Below are 22,590 nucleotides of genomic sequence, written 5' to 3' on the forward strand. Positions count from 1 at the left end.
GTGAGTACAAGCCAACAGCCAGATCCCAGGGACCGCCCCGCGCGGCTCACCGTCGGTGTCGTCGGCGCCGGGCGTGTGGGCCCCGCACTCGCTGCGTCCCTCCAGCTCGCCGGGCACCGCCCGGTGGCCGTCTCCGCGGTCTCCGACGCCTCCCGGCGGCGGGCGGCGCAGCTGCTCCCCGACGTGCCGCTCGTGCCGCCCGCCGAGGTGCTCGCGCGCGCCGAGCTGGTGCTGCTGACCGTCCCGGACGACACGCTGCCCGGGCTGGTCGAGGGCCTCGCCGAGACCGGTTCCGTACGACCGGGGCAGCTGCTGGTGCACACCTCCGGGCGGTACGGCGCGAAGGTCCTGGACCCCGCCCTGCGCGCGGGCGGCCTGCCGCTGGCCCTGCACCCGGCGATGACCTTCACCGGCACTCCCGTGGACGTCCAGCGCCTGGCCGGGTGCTCCTTCGGCGTCACCGCGCCCGAGGAGCTGCGGCTGGCCGCCGAGGCCCTCGTCATCGAGATGGGCGGCGAACCCGAGTGGATCGCCGAGGAGAGGCGCCCGCTCTACCACGCGGCGCTCGCGCTGGGCGCGAACCACCTGGTGACGCTCGTCGCCCAGTCCATGGAGCTGCTGCGCGAGGCGGGCGTGGCGGCCCCCGACCGGATGCTCGGCCCGCTGCTCGGCGCCGCCCTGGACAATGCCCTGCGCTCCGGCGACGCGGCCCTGACCGGCCCCGTCGCGCGCGGGGACGCGGGCACCGTCGCCGCGCACGTCACGGAACTGCGCAGGCACGCCCCGCAGGCCGTCGCCGGCTATCTGGCGATGGCGCGCGCGACCGCCGACCGGGCGCTCGCCCACGGACTGCTCAAGCCGGAGCTCGCCGAGGACCTTCTCGGGGTACTCGCCGACGGGACCGACGGTGCCGACGGCGCCGAGGGAGACGCCCGATGACGACCCTGCTGCGCACAGCTGACGAACTGCACGCACGCACGCGTACCGGCCGCCGTGCCGTCGTGATGACCATGGGCGCCCTGCACGAGGGCCACGCCACCCTGATCCGCACCGCGCGCACGATCGCCGGCCCGCACGGCGAGGTCGTCGTGACCGTCTTCGTGAATCCCCTGCAGTTCGGCGAGGGCGAGGACCTCGACCGCTACCCGCGCACCCTGGACGCCGACCTCAAGATCGCGGAACAGGCGGGCGCCGACGCCGTGTTCGCGCCCTCCGTGGACGAGGTCTACCCCGGCGGCCAACCCCAGGTCCGCATCAGCGCCGGCCCCATGGGCGACAGCCTGGAGGGCGCCTCGCGCCCCGGCCACTTCGACGGCATGCTCACCGTCGTCGCCAAGCTGCTCCACCTCACCCGCCCCGACGTCGCCCTGTACGGCCAGAAGGACGCCCAGCAACTCGCCCTGATCCGCCGCATGGTGCGCGACCTGAACTTCGGCGTCGAGATCGTGGGCGTCCCGACCGTGCGCGAGGAGGACGGCCTCGCGCTCTCCAGCCGCAACCGCTACCTCTCGCCCAAGGAACGGCACACGGCACTCGCGCTGTCCCAGGCCCTCTTCGCCGGCCGCGACCGGCACGCGGCACAGGAGGCGCTGCGCGCGCGGGCACGCGAAGTGCCAGCCACACGCGCGCGTGCGGAAGCGCTCAGCGCCATAGGGGAGTCCCGCGCGGCGGCCGACGCACACGCCGTCGCCAAGGCGGTACCCGGCGCCCCGGCGGCCGTGCGCGCCGCCGCCCGCCTGCTCCTCGACGAGGCCGCCCGCCTCGACCCGCCGCTCGAACTGGACTACCTCGCGCTCATCGACCCGTCCGACTTCAGCGAGATCGAGGACGACTTCACCGGCGAGGCCGTCCTCGCCGTCGCCGCCCGGGTCGGGGCGACCCGGCTGATCGACAACCTCCCTCTCACCTTCGGAGCCGCCTCGTGACCAGCACAGGCATACGACTGCACGCGCCCGCGCCCGGCTGGGCCATCACCGCGGACGTCGTGGTCGTCGGCTCCGGCATCGCAGGCCTCACCGCGGCCCTGCGCTGCGAGGCCGCCGGCCTGACGGCGGTCGTCGTCACCAAGGCCCGCCTCGACGACGGCTCCACCCGCTGGGCCCAGGGCGGCATCGCCGCGGCCCTCGGCGAGGGCGACACCCCCGAACAGCACCTCGACGACACCCTGGTCGCCGGCGCGGGCCTGTGCGACGAGGACGCCGTCCGCATCCTCGTCACCGAGGGCCCCGACGCCGTACGCCGCCTCATCGAGACCGGCGCCCACTTCGACGAGTCGGAGGAAGGCGGCCTGGAGCTCACCCGCGAGGGCGGCCACCACCGCCGCCGTATCGCCCACGCCGGCGGGGACGCGACCGGCGCGGAGATCTCGCGTGCCCTGGTCGAGGCGGTACGCGCGCGTGGCCTGCGCACGGTCGAGAACGCACTCGTCCTCGACCTCCTGACGGACGCCGAGGGCCGTACGGCCGGCGTCACCCTGCACGTCATGGGCGAGGGCCAGCACGACGGCGTGGGCGCCGTCCACGCGCCCGCGGTGGTCCTCGCGACCGGCGGCATGGGCCAGGTCTTCTCCGCGACGACGAACCCGTCGGTGTCGACCGGTGACGGCGTGGCCCTGGCGCTTCGCGCGGGCGCCGAAGTGAGCGACCTGGAATTCGTCCAGTTCCACCCCACGGTCCTCTTCCTCGGCCCGGACGCGGAGGGCCAGCAGCCCCTGGTCTCCGAGGCCGTACGCGGCGAGGGCGCCCACCTGGTCGACGCCGACGGCGTGCGCTTCATGGTCGGACAGCACGAACTTGCCGAACTCGCCCCCCGCGACATCGTCGCCAAGGGCATCATGCGACGCATGCAGGAGCAGGACGCGGAACACATGTTCCTCGACGCCCGCCACTTCGGCGCCGACATGTGGGAGCACCGTTTCCCGACGATCCTCGCCGCCTGCCGCGCGAACGGCATCGACCCGGTCACCACCCCCATCCCGATCGCCCCGGCCGCCCACTACGCCTCCGGCGGCGTGCGCACCGACTTCCAGGGCCGTACGACCGTCCCCGGCCTGTACGCGTGCGGCGAGGTCGCCTGCACGGGCGTGCACGGCGCCAACCGACTGGCCTCCAACTCGCTCCTCGAAGGCCTGGTCTACGCCGAGCGCATCGTGACCGACATCGCGGCCGCCCGCGCGGCCAACGGCCTCCACGCGCGCGTGCCGCACCCGGTGCCGTACCCCGAAACCCCCGAGCACCCGCTGCTCGGCCCCGAGGCCCGCTTCGCGATCCAGCGGACGATGACCGACGGCGCCGGAGTCCTGCGCTCCGCGGACTCCCTCGCCAAGGCCGCCGAGCAGATCCAGCAGCTGCACAGCGAGGCCCGCGACGCCCTCGCCGAGAACGGCAAGACGGCCGAGCCCGGCGTGGACACCTGGGAGGCCACGAACCTCCTCTGCGTGGCCCGGGTCCTGGTGGCCGCGGCGCAGCAACGCAAGGAGACCCGGGGCTGCCACTGGCGCGAGGACGAGCCCGACCGTGACGACGCGACATGGCGCCGCCACATCGTCGTACGCCTGAACCCGGACCGCACACTGGCCGTGCACACCACAGACACCGCAGACTTCCCCCCGACCCGTCCCCAGGAGCAGTGACAGCAGTGACCACCCCCGACCTTCCCCTCGCCTCCACCGGCGGCTGCGGCGACGGCTGCGCCTGCGGTGCCGACGAGGAGTACCTGGAGTGCGGCCTCGACCCCGCGCTCGCTCAGCTCCTGGCCGACGCGGGCCTCGACCCGGTCGAGGTCGAGGACATCGCGAACGTGGCCATCCAGGAGGACCTGGCCCATGGCGTGGACGTGACGACGGTCGCGACCATCCCCGAAGAGGCCGTCGCCACCGCCGACTTCGTCGCGCGTGAGGCGGGCGTCGTGGCGGGCCTCAGGGTCGCCGAGGCGGTGGTCTCGATCGTCTGCGAGGACGAGTTCGAGGTCGAGCGCCACGTGGAGGACGGCGACCGCGTGACGGAGGGCCAGAAGCTGCTCTCGATCACCACCCGCACCCGCGACCTCCTGACGGCCGAGCGCAGCGCGCTGAACATCCTCTGCCGCCTGTCGGGCATCGCGACGGCCACGCGCGCGTGGGCGGACGTACTGGACGGCACGAAGGCGAGGGTCCGCGACACCCGCAAGACCACCCCCGGTCTGCGCGCCCTGGAGAAGTACGCGGTCCGCTGCGGCGGCGGCGTGAACCACCGCATGTCGCTCTCGGACGCGGCCCTGGTCAAGGACAACCACGTCCTTGCGGCCGGCGGCGTGACCCAGGCCTTCAAGGCAGTCCGCGAAGCCTTCCCGGACCTCCCGATCGAGGTCGAGGTGGACACCCTGCACCAGCTCCGCGAAGTCGTGGACGCGGGCGCGGACCTGATCCTCCTGGACAACTTCACGCCGGGCGAGTGCGAGGAGGCGGTGTCGATCGTGCACGGCCGAGCGGCACTCGAGGCATCGGGCCGCCTGACCCTGGCCAACGCCAAGGCGTACGCGGACACCGGCGTCGACTACCTGGCCGTAGGGGCCCTCACCCACTCCTCGCCGATCCTGGACATCGGCCTGGACCTGCGAGCGGCGGAGTAGGGACCGGCATGCTCCTCACGATCGACGTAGGCAACACGCACACCGTCCTCGGCCTGTTCGACGGCGAGGACATCGTCGAGCACTGGCGCATCTCGACGGACGCCCGCCGCACCGCCGACGAACTGGCGGTGCTGCTCCAGGGCCTGATGGGCATGCATCCGCTCCTCGGCGACGAACTGGGCGACGGCATCGACGGAATCGCCATCTGCGCCACCGTCCCTTCCGTCCTTCACGAACTCCGTGAGGTGACCCGCCGCTACTACGGCGACGTCCCCGCGGTCCTCGTCGAACCGGGCGTGAAGACGGGCGTCCCGATCCTCACGGACAATCCCAAGGAGGTCGGCGCCGACCGCATCATCAACGCGGTGGCAGCGGTCGACCTCTACGGCGGCCCGGCCATCGTCGTCGACTTCGGCACGGCGACGACGTTCGACGCGGTGAGCGCGCGCGGTGAGTACATCGGCGGTGTCATCGCCCCCGGCATCGAGATCTCGGTCGAGGCCCTCGGGGTCAGGGGCGCGCAGCTCCGCAAGATCGAGGTGGCCCGCCCGCGCAGCGTCATCGGCAAGAACACGGTCGAGGCCATGCAGTCCGGCATCATCTACGGTTTCGCCGGCCAGGTGGACGGCGTCGTCAACCGCATGGCCCGCGAACTCGCCGACGATCCCGACGACGTGACGGTCATCGCCACGGGCGGCCTGGCCCCCATGGTCCTGGGCGAATCCTCGGTCATCGACGAACACGAGCCGTGGCTGACCCTGGTCGGCCTTCGCCTGGTCTACGAACGCAACGTCTCCCGCATGTGACTCCATCGGTTGGGCCACACCGACAGATGCCGCCCGGCGAGAGCTGACCGGCGTCGGGGTGGCCCACCGGGGGCCTGCGCCCTCCAGGCCCCGCTTCGGCCCTGAAGGGGCCTCGTGCTCAAACACCGGACGGGCTGGATTGCCCGGACCGGCGCCGGACTGCCTGGACCGGCGCCGGAAGGTGACCAAGTCACCGGCGCACCTCCGCACCCCCACCACCCGAGTGGCGCCCCACGCCACACCCACCCCACCTATGCCGCGTTTGTCTGATTAGCGCGTATCGTCGGCCCATGCCCACGCCATACGGATCCCGCGGCGCCATGGCGTTCGGTGCGGAGGAGCTGCGTGTGCTCCGCCGCGCTCTCGCCCTCGCCCTACACCCCAGCCCCGCCTCGGCCGAGGAGGTCCAGGACTGCCTCCGCCTCGCCGAGTCGCTCGACGAGGCGATGCGCGAGGGCGCCCGGCTGCGTGCCTTCCTGACGGCCGACCTGGCCCGCTACCGCGCCGCCCTCCCCGGCACCGCAGCCGGCTACCTCACCCTCCTCGAGGAGGCCCTCGCCGCCGGGCACCCCCCGACCGCCGAGGACCTCGCCGCCCTCCGCGCCCTGCGCGGCAACCCCACCGCGGCCGCCCTCCTCACCCGCTGCCAGGCGCCGGCGGAACAGGGCGTACAAGCCCGTCTCGCGCGCGGCTCCGCCCGCCCGGCCACTCCTGCCAGGCCGGCCATCCCCGCGTCCCGTACGCACCTCCTGGCCCTCCCTGGAGGCCTTTCCGAGGAGCGCCCCCGCCCCCCGGTCGACCTCCCGGCGCAGGCGGCCGGCCAGGACCCGGCCAAGCCGCCCCGGAAGAAGCCCGCAGAAAAGCCGGCCACCCCCAAGCCCGACCCCGGCCCCGAGCACACACCACCCGCGCCCAAGCCGGCCCGCCCCATCCCCACCCCCGGCGAGGTCTTCCCCCGCCGCAAGCCGACCCCGCCCCCCGCGAACCCGCCCCAGCAGCTCGCCGCCGGCTGAGACGCGAACCACCGAGACGCGAACCACCCCACAACGCCCAACCCCCGCCCCGCCCGCCCCTCACCCCCTGGCTACCCTGGACGCATGGACTACGTCTCCGCACTCCTCCCCCCGGCCGTCATGGCCGTGTTCTTCATCGGTGTGATCAGGGTGATCGTGAAGACCCAGGGCGGAGCCAACAAGGCCAAGGAGGACGCGGCCGTGGACGCCGCCCTCGCGCGCGTGGAGGGCACCCGCCAGGCCTCGGCGACCCCGGACGCCTGACCTCAGCGGCGTACGACTCCAAGCTCACCGCTTTCCGAGTCGTACGCCCTTTTGTTCCTGTTTGTCGGAGAAAGAGCACGTCCGGCACGCCAACGCCCGGATCTCCCACTATTGTGCGAGCTGTGCCTCGCCCATTGGGAGAACTCGAAGACGCGGTCATGACGCGGGTGTGGAAGTGGAACCGCCCGGTGACCGTTCGGGAAGTCCTGGAAGATCTCCAGCAGGAACGGTCCATCGCGTACACCACGGTGATGACCGTTTTGGACAATCTCCATCAGAAGGGCTGGGTACGCCGCGAGGCGGAAGGCCGGGCCTATCGATATGAGGCGGTCTCCACCCGAGCCGCCTACGCCGCCGCCCTGATGAACGACGCCTGGTCGCAGAGCGACAACCCCGCCGCCGCACTCGTCGCCTTCTTCGGCATGATGAGCGAGGAACAGCGCCAGGCCTTGCGGAACGCGGTACGCATCGTCCAGGGCCCGGAAACGCCCGAACCCGCGGAAGCACCGGATACGCGCCGCGTTACGGGCACCGATACCGGCGCCGCCGCCGATACCACCAGCACCGATACCAGCGGCGATACCAGCACCGATACCGCTGCGGATACCCGTACCGATACCGCCGCCGAGAACCCCGCGTCGGCACCGGAGCCCGACGGGCGATAGCGTCCGCTCATGTCCGCAGAGAGCCACTCGGCCGAGAGCCCCGCGGCTCAGAGCCCAGAAGTCACCGCAAAAGCCATCACCGTCCGGCGGGCCCGTACCGGCGATGTCCCGGCGGTGCGTCGTCTCCTTGACGAGTACGTCCGGCGTCGGATCCTGCTCGACAAAGCCACGGTGACTCTTTACGAGGACATCCAGGAGTTCTGGGTCGCGGAACGGGACGACAACGGCGAGGTCGTCGGCGCCGGCGCCCTGCACGTGATGTGGGAAGACCTGGCGGAAGTCCGCACTCTGGCCGTGAAGCCCGGCCTGAAGGGCGCCGGCGTCGGTCATCAGTTGCTGGAGAAGTTGCTGCACACCGCGCGCTGGCTCGGCGTTCGCCGCGTTTTCTGTCTGACCTTCGAAGTGGACTTCTTCGGCAAGCACGGCTTCGTCGAGATCGGTGAGACGCCGGTCGACACCGATGTCTACGCCGAGCTGCTGCGTTCCTATGACGAGGGCGTCGCGGAGTTCCTCGGTCTCGAACGAGTGAAACCGAACACCTTGGGCAACAGCCGGATGCTTCTGCATCTGTGATCGTCCCCCACTATTCCGACGGGTCACCCTGCCCAGGTGCCCTATGTCCGAAACGCGCATGTTTCCGGACCGCAGTCGGCCTGTGAGTCTCTCCCGGGGGTTTGTGTTTTTCCAGCAAAAGCGGTTTGCTTTCCGACGTACTGCAGTACTGCATATAACAGGGGACGGCGAAACGGCGGACGCCGCAGACCCCAGGCCCTCAAGTTATCGATGAAAGGAAATCCGGTGGCACAGAAGGTTCAGGTCCTTCTTGTCGACGACCTCGACGGCGGCGAGGCGGACGAGACCGTGACGTTCGCGTTGGACGGCAAGACGTACGAGATCGATCTCACGACCGGCAATGCGGACAAGCTCCGCGGCCTTCTCGAGCCTTACGTGAAGGGCGGTCGTCGTACCGGAGGCCGTGCTTCGGGCGGGCGCGGAAAGGCGCGCGCCACTTCCGGCGGCAGCCAGGACACCGCGCAGATCCGCGCGTGGGCCAAGGAGAACGGTTACGAGGTCAACGACCGCGGCCGCGTTCCGGCGTCCATTCGCGAGGCATACGAGAAGGCCAACGCCTGATCCGGGTCGATGCCTGATCTACGGACAGGCCGAAGGCTGCACGCACGCGCGTCGCAGTCCCAGGCGGTGGCAGTGCGTCGCCACCGTGCCCAGTACCCGCACGAGATCGGGGGCGCCCCCACCGCCCCCAAGGGCCGACAACGTCGGCAGCGAGGCTTCGACCTCGCCCCCAGGCTCGGGGGGCCGCAGCCACACGGCGGCCCCCTGCACGGCATCGGAGCGGTCCGGGGGAAGCGACCGCACTCCGCAATGCCCCGGCAGGCCAGGACGCCCTACGGCTCCCCCCGGTCCCGAATCGACGGGACACCGTACGGCCGCCGCGGCCGGACCCGGACCCACAGAGCCCGGTTCGGCCGCGAGATGCCGCACCAGCGCCGGTGACCCGAGAACCGCAAGCGGCCGTACGGCCGTGACCGGCCACTTCTCGGGCGGCAGTGGCGCCTCCATGAGGTCGCCCTCGCCCAGCGCCGTCAGATCCAGGGGCAGCGTGCCCCACTCCAGCCAGTCCAGCACCCCCGGCACCTCCTGAGCGCTGCCCGCGGCCAGGAGGAGCCGCATCCGGGCGCCCTGAACGGCCACCGGCGAGTCGGGTGCCAGATGGCGCAGTGCCGCGCGGCCCGCCTCGGCGGGGACGTCCAGGACGTCGAAGTGCAGGCCCACGCGAAGGCTCAGCGGGGCTCCGGGGGCTCCGGGGGTGGCGGGCACCACCGGCCAGCCCAGTTCGTTCTCGTACCACCGGCGGACCTGATCGCTCGGATCGAGCGGCCGACGGGGGAGGGGGATCGAGGCGAGGTCCGTGATGATCTTGGGGCGGGTGCCGACCATGCCAAGTGCAACCGCCGAATGGGCGTGCGGGTTACGCTGGGTATTGGGACGAGTGCACAGAGTGGCGAATTCGGGGGCGTGTGGGGGTGTGGGGTGGCGCAAGGTTGTTCGCCCGTAGCGGAGGGAACCGGGGGGCGCGGCATGGAGTGTCAGTCCCAGCGGGTAAGACATCCCTAGTGGGAGGGGGCGACACGCAGGCAAGGTGGTCTCACGTTCGCCATCGGCGTACTGATGGTGAGGGTAAGTGCCTGGCCTGCGGGAACATCGTCTCGCACCATCGGGTTGGAGCAGATGTCGGCGTTCGGGGTCAGGAGGCCATCGACGGTGTCGGCAGTTGGAATGAGCGGTCCCCGCTTGCGGGACTAAGCTGCGGAAGGACAGGGAGGGGAAGTTCCCCCCACTGCCTGACCGCTCTGAGGAGCGATTAACGATGTTCGAGAGGTTCACCGACCGCGCGCGGCGGGTTGTCGTCCTGGCTCAGGAAGAAGCCCGGATGCTCAACCACAACTACATCGGCACCGAGCACATCCTCCTGGGCCTGATCCATGAGGGTGAGGGTGTCGCCGCCAAGGCCCTTGAGAGCCTCGGGATTTCGCTCGAGGCGGTCCGCCAGCAGGTGGAGGAGATCATCGGGCAGGGGCAGCAGGCCCCGTCCGGGCACATCCCCTTCACCCCCCGTGCCAAGAAGGTCCTGGAGCTGTCGCTCCGCGAGGCCCTTCAGCTGGGCCACAACTACATCGGCACGGAGCACATCCTGCTCGGCCTGATCCGTGAGGGCGAGGGCGTCGCCGCCCAGGTCCTGGTCAAGCTGGGCGCAGATCTCAACCGGGTGCGGCAGCAGGTCATCCAGCTGCTCTCCGGATACCAGGGCAAGGAGACCGCCACCGCCGGCGGGCCTGCCGAGGGCACGCCCTCGACGTCCCTGGTCCTCGACCAGTTCGGCCGGAACCTCACCCAGGCCGCTCGTGAGTCCAAGCTCGACCCGGTCATCGGGCGCGAGAAGGAGATCGAGCGGGTCATGCAGGTGCTGTCCCGCCGTACGAAGAACAACCCGGTCCTGATCGGTGAGCCCGGCGTCGGCAAGACCGCCGTCGTCGAGGGCCTCGCTCAGGCCATCGTCAAGGGCGAGGTGCCCGAGACCCTCAAGGACAAGCACCTCTACACCCTCGACCTCGGCGCGCTGGTCGCCGGCTCCCGCTACCGCGGTGACTTCGAGGAGCGCCTGAAGAAGGTGCTCAAGGAGATCCGCACCCGCGGCGACATCATCCTGTTCATCGACGAGCTGCACACGCTGGTCGGAGCGGGTGCCGCCGAGGGCGCCATCGACGCGGCTTCCATCCTGAAGCCGATGCTGGCCCGCGGTGAGCTGCAGACCATCGGTGCGACCACGCTGGACGAGTACCGCAAGCACCTGGAGAAGGACGCGGCCCTCGAGCGCCGCTTCCAGCCCATCCAGGTCGCCGAGCCGTCCCTGCCGCACACGATCGAGATCCTCAAGGGCCTGCGCGACCGTTACGAGGCCCACCACCGGGTCTCCATCACCGACGAGGCGCTGGTCCAGGCCGCCACCCTGGCCGACCGGTACATCTCGGACCGCTTCCTGCCGGACAAGGCGATCGACCTGATCGACGAGGCCGGCTCCCGGATGCGCATCCGCCGGATGACCGCGCCGCCGGACCTGCGCGAGTTCGACGAGAAGATCGCCGGCGTGCGCCGCGACAAGGAGTCCGCGATCGACTCGCAGGACTTCGAGAAGGCCGCCTCCCTGCGCGACAAGGAGAAGCAGCTCCTGGCCGCCAAGGCCAAGCGCGAGAAGGAGTGGAAGGCCGGCGACATGGACGTCGTCGCCGAGGTCGACGGCGAGCTGATCGCCGAGGTCCTCGCCACGGCCACCGGCATCCCGGTCTTCAAGCTGACGGAGGAGGAGTCGTCCCGCCTGCTGCGCATGGAGGACGAGCTCCACAAGCGGGTCATCGGCCAGATCGACGCCGTCAAGGCGCTGTCGAAGGCGATCCGCCGTACGCGTGCCGGTCTGAAGGACCCGAAGCGCCCCGGTGGCTCGTTCATCTTCGCGGGCCCGTCCGGTGTCGGTAAGACCGAGCTGTCCAAGGCGCTCGCCGAGTTCCTCTTCGGTGACGAGGACGCGCTGATCTCCCTCGACATGTCGGAGTTCAGCGAGAAGCACACGGTCTCGCGTCTCTTCGGTTCGCCCCCCGGCTACGTGGGCTACGAAGAGGGCGGCCAGCTGACCGAGAAGGTCCGCCGCAAGCCGTTCTCCGTCGTCCTCTTCGACGAGGTCGAGAAGGCCCACCCGGACATCTTCAACTCGCTGCTGCAGATCCTGGAGGACGGTCGCCTGACCGACTCCCAGGGCCGGGTCGTGGACTTCAAGAACACGGTCATCATCATGACGACCAACCTCGGCACCCGGGACATCTCCAAGGGCTTCAACCTGGGCTTCGCGGCCTCGGGTGACACGAAGAGCAACTACGAGCGCATGAAGAACAAGGTCTCGGACGAGCTCAAGCAGCACTTCCGCCCCGAGTTCCTCAACCGCGTCGACGACGTGGTCGTCTTCCCGCAGCTGACCCAGGACGACATCCTCGCGATCGTCGACCTGATGATCGGCAAGGTGGACGAGCGCCTGAAGGACCGGGACATGGGCATCGAGCTCTCCCAGTCCGCCAAGGAGCTGCTGTCCAAGAAGGGCTACGACCCCGTGCTGGGCGCCCGGCCGCTGCGCCGTACGATCCAGCGCGAGATCGAGGACTCGCTGTCGGAGAAGATCCTCTTCGGCGAGCTGCGTCCCGGTCACATCGTGGTCGTGGACACGGAGGGCGAGGGCGAGAACAAGACCTTCACCTTCCGCGGCGAGGAGAAGGCGGCCCTGCCCGACGTCCCGCCGATCGAGCAGGCGGCCGGTGGCACCGGTCCGAACCTGAGCAAGGAGGCGTAGCCGCGCGCTTCGCCTGAACCAAAGGGGCTGCCCCGGGACCTGTGTCCCGGGGCAGCCCCTTTTTCACACGCTCCGTCAGGAGAGCTGCCCGTTGTAGTCCGGCAGCTTGTACGTCTTCTCGGCGTGGCCGCCCGACAGGTCCGTGGCGCTGTTGCCGATGTTCGCGATGATCGTGTAGCCCTTCTTCTCGATGTCGACGCGCTGGGCCGTCTTGTAGTCGCCGACGTTCTTGAAGAGGTCGAAGAAGCCGCGCACGTACAGCCCGGAGACCTCGTAGCCGCGGTACTCGAGGTTGTAGTCGGTCACCGAGTAGATGATGCCGGGGCGGGCGGTCACGAAGAACAGGGAGACGCCGTGCTCCTGCGCGTACTCGGCGACCTCCCGGACCGGCTCGTTGGCCGGCTGCGGGTAGCTGAAGCCGAAGTCCGTCTCCAGGGTGGTGTTGTCGATGTCGAAGACGATCGCCTGCTTCTCACCCGGCTTGGTGTTCGCGATCCGCTGCTTCAGGTGTGGCAGCGCCTGGTCCATCACCGCCTGGCAGTCCTTCTGCCAGGTGTCGTAGTCGACATCCGCCGAGGAGGCCGTTGCTGCCGTGATGGTGGCGGTGGTCGAGGTGCTCGTCGCGGCGGTGGCCGCTTCGGCGGGGACCGCGAGGGCCACGAGGGCGGCCGCGGAGACGGTGCTGACCGCGATACGGCGTGCCCAGGGGCGGCGAAGCGTCATGTGTGGGGGTCCTCTCACGTCACGTGCGCTATGTCGTTGTCGCGTGCATGTTCGTGGGTACGGATGGCGTGAGGGGAAAGTTAGGGTTACTGAGCGGTAAGTCGCTAGAGATGTGCGTCACTTAATTCTGACGATCACTTGTTGCTGTGTGGCGAGGCGGGTGCGACGAGGTCGATGCCGGTGAGGGGTTCGCCGGTGTTGCGAAGGCTTGCGGTGAATGTGTTCACCCGTGTCAGGCGGGGGTGAGCAGCCGGCGGGGCCGGGTCGAGCTGCTCGGCGAAGTGCCCGTTCAGGATCTCGTCCAGACCCTCGGGACTCGGCAGCAGATCCAGCACGATGGGCCCGAGATCGGCCGGCTCCGGCGCTTCGGCCCGACTGCGCGGCGGAACAACTCCCTCGCCCGCCGCCTCACTTCCGCCCGCAGCCCCAGGAAGTCCTGGAAGGTGCGGTGGACGAAGTCCACGAACCAGCCGGTGCCGGAGGATCTCCTCGGGCGAGCTCTGGGCGGCGACGTACGGCATGGACGGCAGCAGCTGCTCCAGTTGGGGGGCAGCTCGCCCCGGGACTCCTCGTCCCGCTCTACCGTCAGTTCGCGTTCGCGGTCCCGGCGTTCGAGAAGCATGGACAGGGCAGCGTCGTGCAGCGCCTTGCCGTGGATCGTGAGACGGCCGTGCTTCGTCGGCAGGTACCGCGCGTATCGCTGGTCGAAGGCCGCGTCCTGCGTCGTGCGCGAGGTGAAGCGCTCCATGAGGACGTCGGTGAGCCGGAGCAGCCGGGCCACCTGTCGGCTCTGCTCGACGAGGGTGCGGGCCATACCAAGGCCGAGCCGTAGCCGAGGTCCCGCAGCAGCCGGTCGCCGCCCCACTGTCCGTGCAGCGGTCGGCCGGCGCCTCGTAGCCGAGCCGTACGGCTTCCAGGTTCGTCCGGGTCCGGATCGCCGAGCGCGTGCAGGGTCCGCTGCAAGGCCCCCGAGACCGCTGCCGGCTCCGGCTCGTCCAGCCATGCCTCGGGCGTCTCGCGCCCCGCCCGCTCCACCAGCTCACGGACGGCCCTGCGGAGCTCCGCTCGCCGATCGCCCGCTTCTCGCCGCGGAACGACACCAGGGCCCGACAGCCGTACGGGCTTGCCGACCAGCCCGGCCCCCCGGGGCCCTGGGCGAACAGCTGCTTCATCAGCGGGGCCACCAGGCCGGACGCCGGCCTGCTGCCTGTGACCGTCGGGTCCACGCGGCCTCTTCCTGAGCCCCTCTTCGGTAGAGCAGCTGCGTAGTGCCCGTCACATTCCGGGGTCTTCCGATTGCATAGGGCGGTGACATGCCGCACAGGCGATTTGTCCGTTACTAGCGGGAATAGTGGAAACGGGGTTGGCGGGCAAATCGGACGTTAGCGATGAAAACTGGCGAGGCGTTTCGGCATCAGCGCTGGTTCGTCCGTATTGGGTGTTCTGTCAAGATGCAGGGATTTTTGGGGCGAAGTACTAGCGCTAGTCGTAGATAAGGGGTTTTGGGGTTCGAGGGGGCGGGGGTTACCAAGGGATGGCCATCCGGCGATTGCCCTGAGCGGTCGGGTGGTTTTCTCTGTCGTCGTCCCCGTGAGGTTTCGAATGTCCCCGCGCTTCTCGTTCCGTTCGTCCCGTACGTCCACCTTCCGCACCCGTGCGGCTGTGCTGGCCGCCGGCCTGGGGGCCTCGGTCGTGCTGGGCGCCGGAGGCGCGGTTGCTGCCGAGATGAGCTCCGCCCCCGCCGCCTCCACCGCCGTCCAGGCGCAGAGTGCCGCCGTGAAGAAGGCTGCCGCGAAGAAGGCCGCCTCCTGGGTCAGCCCGGTGAAGAAGTACACGAAGTCCGCCAGCTACGCGCAGGCCGGCGGCATGTGGCAGTCCACCCACAGCGGGCAGGACTTCGCCGTCCCGAACGGCACCGACGTCATGGCCGCGCACGGCGGCACGGTCGTCAAGGCCGGCGGCAACGGCGCCGGTGACGGTCCCGCGTACGGCAACGCCGTCGTCATCAAGCACGGCAACGGCACGTTCTCCCAGTACGCCCACCTGTCGCGCGTCGACGTGAAGATCGGCCAGGTCGTCAAGACCGGCCAGCACATAGCCAAGTCCGGCAACACCGGTAACTCCAGCGGTCCGCACCTGCACTTCGAGATCCGTAAGAGTGCCAACTACGGCTCCGCGATCGACCCCGTGTCCTTCCTGCGGGCCAAGGGTCTGAAGATCTGATCGACCGAGCCGCTCAGGCGCCCTTGTGCGCCTGGGTGATCAGGTCCGTGGCGACCTCGAGGATGGCCTTGCGCTTCTCCTCGGGGTCGCCTTCCAGGTCCTTCAGGACGAACATCCCGGCGTGCATCGTGAACAGGGCGCTGATGCAGCGCACCTGGTCGACCAGATCGGCGTCCGGATCTATGACGATGTCGCGCATGCCGAGCATGCGGTTCTTGAACATCTCGCCGATGCTCAGATCACGGACCGTCGCCTGGTTCTCCTGCATGAAGCGGAACAGTGGTGACGCGTCGGTCAGGACCTGGCTGTAGCGGCGTACGATCTCCTGCTTGGTCTCGAGGGTGTGCGGCTGCTGCCTGCCCCACTCGATCAGGTCCTCGATCGGCTTCGTCAGGTCCTCGAAGAGGCTGACGATGATCTCTTCCTTCGTCTTGAAGTGGTAGTACAAGGCCGCTTTCGTGACCTCCAGGCGCTCGGCGATCTCGCGCAGGGAGGTCTTCTCGTAGCCCTGCTCGGCGAAGAGTTCGAGGGCCACGTCCTGGATGCGCTGGCGGGTGTTCCCGCGGCGCCGCTGCTGCTTGGTGCCGTCCATGGTGCCGCCCATCCTCGTACGCCTCGGCTTTCCATAAAACTTACTTGACGCCCGGCTAGTTACGCGCCTAGGTTCCCTGAGTGTAGACAACTAGCCGGGCGGCAAGTAAGTGGCCGGGGGAGTGGGAACCATGGCGGACACCAAAACAGTGGACACAGCGCCGGAGCCGGCGGACAAACAGCCGAAGAGCGTGCGCGTCGTGCTGCTCGCGCTGATGATCACGATGATGCTGGCAATGCTCGACAACATGATCGTCGGCACCGCGATGCCCACGATCGTGGGCGAGCTGGGCGGGCTGGAGCATCTGTCGTGGGTCGTGACGGCGTACACGCTGGCGACCGCGGCGTCCACGCCGCTGTGGGGCAAGCTCGGCGACATGTACGGCCGTAAGGGCATGTTCATGGCGTCGATCGTGCTGTTCCTCATCGGATCCGCGCTGAGCGGCATGGCCCAGGACATGGGGCAGCTGATCGCGTTCCGGGCGGTGCAGGGGCTGGGCGCCGGTGGCCTGATGGTCGGCGTCATGGCGATCATCGGTGATCTGATTCCGCCGCGGGAGCGGGGCAAGTACCAGGGCATGATGGCCGGCGTGATGGCGCTCGCGATGATCGCCGGGCCGCTCGTGGGTGGCACCATCACCGACCACTGGGGCTGGCGCTGGGCCTTCTACATCAACCTGCCGCTCGGGGTCGTGGCGCTCGCCGCGATCAGTGTCGTGCTGCATCTGCCCAAGAAGCGGGCGCAGGCGCGGATCGACTATCTCGGGGCCGGCCTGCTGACCGTGGGGATCACCGCGATCGTGCTGGTCACCACATGGGGCGGTACGGAGTACGCCTGGACGTCCGCGCGGATCATGGAGCTCACCGGGATCGGGGTCGCCGCGCTCGTCGGCTTCGTGTTCTGGCAGACCAAGGCGGCGGAGCCGGTGGTGCCGCTGCACATCTTCCGCAGCCGGAACTTCACTCTGATGTCGGTGATCGGGTTCTTCGTCGGGTTCGTGATGTTCGGGGCGACGTTGTTCCTGCCGCTGTACCAGCAGTCGGTGCAGGGGGCTTCCGCCACCAACTCCGGGCTTCTGCTGCTGCCGATGCTCGGGGCGATGCTGGTGACCTCGATGGTCGCCGGGCGTGTGACCACGAACACCGGGCGGTACAAGGTGTTCCCGGTCGTCGGCAGTGTGCTGATGGTCGTCGGGCTGTATCTGCTGTCGACGATGGACACCGGGACGAGCCGGTTCATGTCCGGGGTGTTCATGGCCGTGGTCGGCTTCGGCATGGGCTGTCTGATGCAGATCACCATGCTGGTCGCGCAGAACAGCGTCGAGATGAAGGACATGGGTGTCGCGTCCTCGTCCACCACGCTCTTCCGTACGCTCGGGTCCTCGTTCGGGGTCGCGATCATGGGGGCCCTGTTCAACAGCCGCGTGCAGGACGTCATGTCCGAGCAGGGCGGCGAGCTGGGGGCGCGAGTGACCGAGCAGTCGGCCCAGCTGGATGCGGCGAGCCTGGCGAAGCTGCCGGAGGCCGTGCGGGAGGCGTATCAGCACGCGGTGTCGGCGGGGACGCACTCGGCGTTTCTGCTGGGGGCCGTGGTGGCTGTGGTGGCTCTGGTGGCGGCTGTGTTCGTCAAGGAGGTGCCGCTGCGAGGGGCGGGACCGGCGTCCGACGCCGACGGGGACGCTGCCGCCGGGGATGGTGCGGGGGCCAAGGCGGTGGTGGTGGAGGCCGTCTGAGCGGGGCGGTTTGCGCGGGCCCTCGGTGACGTTTCGTCCCGGGGGCCCTTCGCCTTGATCGGTGGCCAGGGGCGGTGTCAGTGGGCCGTGTCACCATCGGGCCCATGGGCAAGGTGCGGCAGTTGCGGTTGGCGAAGGATGCCATGGATCGGGAGTGGGCCGACCCGGGGCTCGACCTGGACGCCGTTGCCGCGCATGCCGGGTACTCGCGGTATCACTTCGTGCGGGCGTTCAAGGCGGCGTACGGGGAGACGCCCGGGCAGTACCTGACGCATCGGCGGATCGAGCGGGCCGAGGAGTATCTGCGAGGGGCCAATCTGACCGTGACGGAGATCTGTCATCTGGTCGGGTTCAGCAGCCTCGGCACGTTCTCGGCGCGGTTCAAGGCACGGACCGGGCTGACGCCGACCGAGTACCGGGAGAAGCATGTCGGGCGAGGAGCGGCGCTGATACCGGGGTGCTACGCGATGCTGTGGGCCGGGGGATTCCGGCGCCGCGAAGGCGAGCGGCAGGCGGCGGGGCAGGAGAGCAAGTTTGGAGAAGCGCCCTGATGGCGCCTCTGCCTAACGTGACGGGGAGAACCACCAGCCACAGCACTCGGGAGGGCACCGTCATGATCAAGGGCCTCGGCATCACCACCGTATGGACGTTCGACCAGCAGCGCACCAAGGCCTTCTTCACCGAGAAGATCGGCTTCGAGGTGCGCAACGACCTCTCCATGGGCGACATGCGCTGGGTCACCGTGGGAGCCAAGGACCAGCCGGACGTCGAGCTCGCGCTGATGAGCCTCGACGGGCCCGGGCTCGACCCCGAGTCCTCCGAGGCGCTGAAGACGCTCGTCGGGAAGGGCGTCATCGGGGCCGGGGCGTTCCGGACCGACGACTGCCGGGGAGACTACGAGACCTTCAAGGCGCGCGGGGTGGACTTCATCCAGGAGCCGCAGGAGCGGCCGTACGGCATCGAGGCGATCTTCCGCGACGACAACGGCAACTGGTACTCGCTGACCGAGCGGAGCGAGGAGCTCGACTTCTCGAAGTCCTTCGGGTGAGCAGCCGCTGAGCCGCCGGGAGAGCCGGCCCCGCTGTCAACGGGCGTATCGGAGCAGGCCTACGGCAGCATCGGATGGCTTCCCGTATTCGTCGGCGCGTGCTCCGGGAGCCACAGGACGGCCACCGCGCCCTCCGCCTGCACATACTCCGCAGCGCCCGCCGGCCGTACGTTGCGGAAGGTCAGGCGGGCACCGAGGACCCGGGCCTGACCTGCCGCGATCGTCAGGCCGAGGCCGTGGCCGTGGCCCGCGCGGTCGCTGCTGCCCGTGCGGAAGCGGCTCGGCCCGTCGGCGAGCAGGTCCTCGGGGAAGCCGGGGCCGTGGTCGCGGACCCGGATGACCCGGCCCTCGACCGTGACCTCGATGGGCGGCCGGCCGTGCTTCGCGGCGTTCGCCAGCAGGTTGAACAGCACCCGCTCCAGGCGCCGCGGGTCCGTCGTGACCGCCGACTCATGGACGACCCGCACCTCGATGCCGGGGTCCTTCGCCGCGACCCGCCGGCTGACGAACTCGCCCAGCATGATGTCCTGCAGCTCGGCCCGCTCCGAGGCGCTGTCCAGCCGGGCCACCTCCAGGACGTCCTCCACGAGCGTGCGCATGGCCTTCGCCCGGTCCAGGACCAGTTCGGTGAGCCGGCTGGGCGGCAGCAGCTCGGCCGCAGTCAGCAGACCGGTCACCGGCGTGCGCAGCTCGTGCGCGATGTCCGCCGTGACCCGGCGCTCCGCCTCCAGCCGCTGCTGCAGCGCGTCCGCCATCGCGTCCACCGCGCTCGCCAGATCGTCGGTCTCGTCCCGTACGACACCCCCGATGGCGTCCCGTACCCGCACGTCCGGCTCCCCGCTCGCGACCTGGTTCGCCGCGGCCGCCGCCTTGCGCAGCCGGCGCGACAACTGCCCGCCGACGAGGACGCCGAGCGCGCTGCCGCCGAAGACGACCGCGATGGAGCCGATGATCAGCGCCTTGTCGAGATCGTCGAGGATGTCCTCGCTGCTGTCGGTGAACCCGGTGTGCAGCGACATGACATGGCCGTTGCTGAGCGGTACGGCTGCCCAGATGTCGGGCGTGCCGCCGGGCGTGTCGATCACGTAGGTGGCCCGCCTGCCCTTCTCGACCTTCTCCCGCAGCGCCGCGGGCAGCTCCGGGTCGTCGATCGTGGCGTTGGGGAAGTTCAGCCGTTTGGACTGCTCGTAACTGCGCTGGGCGATCTGGATCCGCTCGTCGGCGAGGTCGCGCGCGTTGTCCAGCATCGAGACCCGGGCCGCGTTGTGCACGACCAGGCTCAGCACGACCGCCACGAGCGCGCCGACCAGGGCGATCGCCGCGCTCAGCTTCCATCGCAGACCCGTACGAATGGCCATACGGCTGCGCAGACGACCGCGCCCGCGCGCGCCGCCGCGGCCGTTCGTACGGCCACCGCTCTGACGACCACTTACGCGCGCGCCCCCATGTACTCCCGCACCGGGGCCTGCCCCACGGCCACCGACGGTCGCGGCGTCGGCCGCGTCCGTGAGGCCCGCCGCGCGCACCACGCCGGACGGAGCCGGGCGTCTGAACATCCCCCGCATGCCCGCCCCGCTCAGGCCTTCAACTTGTAGCCGAAGCCGCGGACCGTCTCGATACGGTCCTGGCCGATCTTCTGCCGCAGCCGCTGCACATGGACGTCGACGACACGGGTGTCCCCGCCCCAGCCGTAGTCCCACACACGCTCCAGCAGCTTGTCCCGCGACAGCACCGTGCCCGGCGCCGACGAGAACTCCAGCAGCAGCCGCATCTCGGTCGGCGTGAGGGCAACCGGCTGCCCGTCCCTGCGCACCTCCATGCCCTCGGTGTCGACCTCCAGGTCACCGAAGGCCAGCAGCCCGCCGGTGGCGGCCGATTCGGCCTCGTCCACGCGGTCGGCGCCGCTCGCGTGCCCGAAGCGGCGCAGCACCGCGCGGATCCGCGCGACCAGTACGGCACCGTCGAACGGCTTGGTCACATAGTCGTCGGCGCCGGCCTCCAGGCCCAGCACCACGTCGATCGAGTCCGCGCGGGCCGAGAGCATGATCACCGGCACGGTCGACTCGTCGCGGATACGGCGGCACAGACTGACGCCGTCCAGGCCCGGAACCATGACGTCCAGCAGGGCGATGTCCGGCCGGTCCGTCCGGAACGCCTGCAGGCCCGACAGCCCGTCGGGCATGGCGGTGACCGCGAAGCCGTCCCGCTCCAGGGCGAGTTGGGTGGCCTCGCGGATGACGTCGTCGTCCTCGACGAACAGGACGTGGGTCTGGTCTGCCATCCCGGTGCTCTCAGTCCTCGTGTTCGTGTGCCGTATGCCTGCAGGGGTGCTCGTCAGCGGTGCTCGTCAGCCGTGCCCGTCTTCCGGGGTGCGTCGGACGTGTCCACTTGAGGGACGCGTGAAGCGCGCGATGCGTTCACTGCCGTCGCGAGCGGACCTCAGCCGTCCGGCGCCGCCGACTCCTCGCCACTGCCGAGGGTGCCGTAGTCCGTGCGCGTCCTGAACTTCAGGACGAAGCGGCCGGACGTCCACTCGTATGAGATCACGTTCTCGCTGGACGGGTTCGACAGCGCGTCGTCCTTCGCGTACACCTGCTTGGTCACCACCAGGTAGCCGCGGTCGATCTCCGCATAGACGGGCGGCTCCTCGGCCTTGAACACATTGCGGTACTCGCCCTCCGACTCCCGGTAGACGTACGAGCCGACGCCGACCGCATCGCCGCAGGACAGGACGTTGACCACGATGTCGTCCGCGGGTCCGCCGGTCAGATCGCCGTACGACACGTCGACGGGATAGTCGTCGGAGACGCACGGCTTCAGCTCGCGCTTGACCTCCGCCGAGACCGCGGGGTCCGCCTTGACCAGGCGGACGGCCTCCGTCCGGTCGGGCACCGCCGAGGCCGAGGGTGAGGGCGAGGGCGCGAGCGTGGACGAGACGGGCGCGTCGCCCACCGAGTCGGCGTGGGCCGGTCCCTCGTCGCGGGCGCCGGTGCCGCCGGTGGCGCACCCGGAGGCGAAAAGGGCGAGGGCGACGACCACGGCCACCGCCGTGAACGCCGCCTGAAAGGTCCCCCGGACGGGTGCGGGCCCGGATCGGGGTGAGCCGAGGTCCTCGCTGTCCCCGTCGGTGCCCCTGTCACCCGCTTCCGTGCGCCCGGTGCCGCCCGTCGTCGTGCCTAGGCCGCGCAACGCTCCCGCTCCTCACGCTCCAGCGCGCGTGCGTCCAGATCGCGGCTCTCCAGCTCCTCGCGGAGCCGGGCGAGCGCCCGGTGCAGCGTGCTCTTGACCGTTCCGGCCGACATGCCGAGGGCGGCGGCCGTCTCCTCCGTGGACATCTGCTCCCAGTGTCGCAGCACCACGACGCTGCGCTGCTTGGGAGCGAGCACCTTCATGATGTCCATCAGCAGGGCGCGGTCCGCGTGCTGCTCGGTGGAGTCGTCGACCGAGGCGTCCGGCAGCTGCTCGGTCGGCACCTCCTCCAGCTTCCGGGCCCGCCACCACTCGGTCCGCGTGTTGATCATGACGCGGCGCAGGTAGGCGTCCGCGAGTCGCTTGTCCGCGATGCCGTCCCAGCGGTGGTACGTCCGCACCAGCGCCGTCTGCAGCAGGTCCTGGGCGTCCACCGGGTCCGGGACCAGTCGGCGGGCACTGCGCAGCAGCGCGTCCTGCCGGGTGCGGACGTACTCCTCGAACTCGAGCACCTCTCCCTGCGCCATGTTGACCGCCTCCGATTCCCCGTACCCGTCGGCTCGTTGGCCGCCGGTTGTCACTGCCTGTGCTTCGTAGTCGTCCCCGCCTGTCGGGTACGGAAATGAAGCTACGGAGGCGTTGTCACGGGGCTGTCCGAAGCAGCCTGCGGCTAGCGCTCGGCTGTCCGTCGGTTGTGTAACGGAAGCAGGAAAGGGATAAAACGGCAGGGGAGTTGAGTGGGCGTATGGGGCGGTTTGTCCGCATTTTTGCTGTGCGCAGGCCGCGCGGCAGCTGTGTCTTTCATGTCGCAG

The 22,590-nt window shown here is 70.0% G+C and carries 23 protein-coding genes; 15 read left to right on the forward strand and 8 right to left on the reverse strand.

What is annotated here, in order from left to right; all coding sequences use genetic code 11:
- The 10 genes from ACZ7M7_RS36145 to ACZ7M7_RS36190 all read left to right on the forward strand — a co-directional run bounded on the left by ACZ7M7_RS36145 (position 1) and on the right by ACZ7M7_RS36190 (position 8,490).
- Entirely contained in the window at positions 1-939 is a 939-nt protein-coding gene (locus tag ACZ7M7_RS36145) for a Rossmann-like and DUF2520 domain-containing protein (protein WP_472124415.1), read from the forward strand.
- Positions 936-1,925 (forward strand): pantoate--beta-alanine ligase, encoded by a 990-nt coding sequence (panC, locus tag ACZ7M7_RS36150; protein ID WP_472124418.1) that lies wholly within the window; start codon positions 936-938, stop codon positions 1,923-1,925. The genes ACZ7M7_RS36145 and panC overlap by 4 nt, the downstream gene beginning before the upstream one ends.
- Positions 1,922-3,631 (forward strand): L-aspartate oxidase, encoded by a 1,710-nt coding sequence (locus ACZ7M7_RS36155; RefSeq protein ID WP_472124420.1) that lies wholly within the window; start codon positions 1,922-1,924, stop codon positions 3,629-3,631. The genes panC and ACZ7M7_RS36155 overlap by 4 nt, the downstream gene beginning before the upstream one ends.
- A 5-nt stretch (positions 3,632-3,636) precedes the next feature.
- Entirely contained in the window at positions 3,637-4,608 is a 972-nt protein-coding gene (gene nadC, locus ACZ7M7_RS36160) for a carboxylating nicotinate-nucleotide diphosphorylase (RefSeq protein ID WP_472124423.1), read from the forward strand.
- Positions 4,609-4,616: 8 nt separating this feature from the next.
- Positions 4,617-5,414, forward strand: a complete 798-nt coding sequence (locus ACZ7M7_RS36165) for a type III pantothenate kinase (protein ID WP_369272645.1) — start codon at positions 4,617-4,619, stop codon at positions 5,412-5,414.
- 320 nt (positions 5,415-5,734) lie between these two features.
- The gene (locus tag ACZ7M7_RS36170; protein ID WP_472124523.1) at positions 5,735-6,427 is read left to right on the forward strand and encodes a hypothetical protein; all 693 of its coding nucleotides are present in this window, start codon (positions 5,735-5,737) and stop codon (positions 6,425-6,427) included.
- Between the two features lie 84 nt (positions 6,428-6,511).
- Positions 6,512-6,691 carry a hypothetical protein gene (locus tag ACZ7M7_RS36175; protein WP_328425066.1) on the forward strand — a complete coding sequence of 60 codons (180 nt, stop codon included), beginning with the start codon at positions 6,512-6,514 and terminating at the stop codon, positions 6,689-6,691.
- Positions 6,692-6,849: 158 nt separating this feature from the next.
- On the forward strand, positions 6,850-7,356 hold the full coding sequence (locus ACZ7M7_RS36180) for a BlaI/MecI/CopY family transcriptional regulator (protein WP_383610743.1): 507 nt from the start codon (positions 6,850-6,852) through the stop codon (positions 7,354-7,356).
- Between the two features lie 9 nt (positions 7,357-7,365).
- Positions 7,366-7,929, forward strand: a complete 564-nt coding sequence (locus tag ACZ7M7_RS36185) for an amino-acid N-acetyltransferase (RefSeq protein ID WP_328425062.1) — start codon at positions 7,366-7,368, stop codon at positions 7,927-7,929.
- 225 nt (positions 7,930-8,154) lie between these two features.
- Positions 8,155-8,490 carry a histone-like nucleoid-structuring protein Lsr2 gene (locus tag ACZ7M7_RS36190; protein WP_328425060.1) on the forward strand — a complete coding sequence of 112 codons (336 nt, stop codon included), beginning with the start codon at positions 8,155-8,157 and terminating at the stop codon, positions 8,488-8,490.
- A gap of 18 nt (positions 8,491-8,508) precedes the next feature.
- Here the strand turns inward: ACZ7M7_RS36190 and ACZ7M7_RS36195 are convergent, their stop codons facing one another.
- The gene (locus ACZ7M7_RS36195; protein ID WP_472124428.1) at positions 8,509-9,315 is read right to left on the reverse strand and encodes an SCO3374 family protein; all 807 of its coding nucleotides are present in this window, start codon (positions 9,313-9,315) and stop codon (positions 8,509-8,511) included.
- Between the two features lie 430 nt (positions 9,316-9,745).
- Between ACZ7M7_RS36195 and ACZ7M7_RS36200 the strand changes: the two genes are divergently transcribed.
- Complete coding sequence (locus ACZ7M7_RS36200) at positions 9,746-12,271, forward strand: ATP-dependent Clp protease ATP-binding subunit (RefSeq protein ID WP_383610751.1); 2,526 nt, start codon at positions 9,746-9,748, stop codon at positions 12,269-12,271.
- 75 nt (positions 12,272-12,346) lie between these two features.
- On the opposite strand, the gene ACZ7M7_RS36205 is transcribed toward ACZ7M7_RS36200, so the two are convergent.
- Both ACZ7M7_RS36205 and ACZ7M7_RS36210 read right to left on the reverse strand, forming a co-directional pair.
- Positions 12,347-12,994, reverse strand: a complete 648-nt coding sequence (locus ACZ7M7_RS36205) for an HAD family acid phosphatase (RefSeq protein ID WP_472124431.1) — start codon at positions 12,992-12,994, stop codon at positions 12,347-12,349.
- Positions 12,995-13,283: 289 nt separating this feature from the next.
- Complete coding sequence (locus ACZ7M7_RS36210; RefSeq protein WP_472124433.1) at positions 13,284-13,808, reverse strand: hypothetical protein; 525 nt, start codon at positions 13,806-13,808, stop codon at positions 13,284-13,286.
- A gap of 788 nt (positions 13,809-14,596) precedes the next feature.
- Between ACZ7M7_RS36210 and ACZ7M7_RS36215 the strand changes: the two genes are divergently transcribed.
- The gene (locus tag ACZ7M7_RS36215) at positions 14,597-15,217 is read left to right on the forward strand and encodes a M23 family metallopeptidase (RefSeq protein ID WP_383629463.1); all 621 of its coding nucleotides are present in this window, start codon (positions 14,597-14,599) and stop codon (positions 15,215-15,217) included.
- Between the two features lie 13 nt (positions 15,218-15,230).
- On the opposite strand, the gene ACZ7M7_RS36220 is transcribed toward ACZ7M7_RS36215, so the two are convergent.
- The gene (locus ACZ7M7_RS36220) at positions 15,231-15,809 is read right to left on the reverse strand and encodes a TetR/AcrR family transcriptional regulator (protein WP_383629461.1); all 579 of its coding nucleotides are present in this window, start codon (positions 15,807-15,809) and stop codon (positions 15,231-15,233) included.
- A 130-nt stretch (positions 15,810-15,939) separates the two neighbouring features.
- Here ACZ7M7_RS36220 and ACZ7M7_RS36225 point away from each other — a divergent pair, with 130 nt between their 5' ends.
- The 3 genes from ACZ7M7_RS36225 (at position 15,940) to ACZ7M7_RS36235 (ending at position 18,589) form a co-directional block, all read left to right on the forward strand.
- Complete coding sequence (locus tag ACZ7M7_RS36225) at positions 15,940-17,541, forward strand: MDR family MFS transporter (RefSeq protein ID WP_472124436.1); 1,602 nt, start codon at positions 15,940-15,942, stop codon at positions 17,539-17,541.
- Between the two features lie 104 nt (positions 17,542-17,645).
- Complete coding sequence (locus tag ACZ7M7_RS36230) at positions 17,646-18,092, forward strand: helix-turn-helix transcriptional regulator (RefSeq protein WP_383610766.1); 447 nt, start codon at positions 17,646-17,648, stop codon at positions 18,090-18,092.
- Positions 18,093-18,154: 62 nt separating this feature from the next.
- Positions 18,155-18,589 carry a VOC family protein gene (locus ACZ7M7_RS36235; RefSeq protein ID WP_383610833.1) on the forward strand — a complete coding sequence of 145 codons (435 nt, stop codon included), beginning with the start codon at positions 18,155-18,157 and terminating at the stop codon, positions 18,587-18,589.
- A 59-nt stretch (positions 18,590-18,648) separates the two neighbouring features.
- On the opposite strand, the gene cseC is transcribed toward ACZ7M7_RS36235, so the two are convergent.
- From cseC to ACZ7M7_RS36255, 4 genes are all read right to left on the reverse strand, one after another.
- Positions 18,649-20,154 carry a two-component system sensor histidine kinase CseC gene (gene cseC, locus ACZ7M7_RS36240; protein WP_472124440.1) on the reverse strand — a complete coding sequence of 502 codons (1,506 nt, stop codon included), beginning with the start codon at positions 20,152-20,154 and terminating at the stop codon, positions 18,649-18,651.
- A gap of 11 nt (positions 20,155-20,165) precedes the next feature.
- Positions 20,166-20,870 carry a two-component system response regulator CseB gene (gene cseB, locus ACZ7M7_RS36245; RefSeq protein ID WP_383629457.1) on the reverse strand — a complete coding sequence of 235 codons (705 nt, stop codon included), beginning with the start codon at positions 20,868-20,870 and terminating at the stop codon, positions 20,166-20,168.
- A gap of 158 nt (positions 20,871-21,028) precedes the next feature.
- On the reverse strand, positions 21,029-21,634 hold the full coding sequence (locus ACZ7M7_RS36250) for a hypothetical protein (protein ID WP_383610837.1): 606 nt from the start codon (positions 21,632-21,634) through the stop codon (positions 21,029-21,031).
- Between the two features lie 131 nt (positions 21,635-21,765).
- Entirely contained in the window at positions 21,766-22,305 is a 540-nt protein-coding gene (locus ACZ7M7_RS36255; RefSeq protein WP_003999062.1) for a SigE family RNA polymerase sigma factor, read from the reverse strand.
- Positions 22,306-22,590 lie beyond the last annotated feature (285 nt).

This window comes from Streptomyces sp. NPDC111606 (assembly GCF_055656945.1).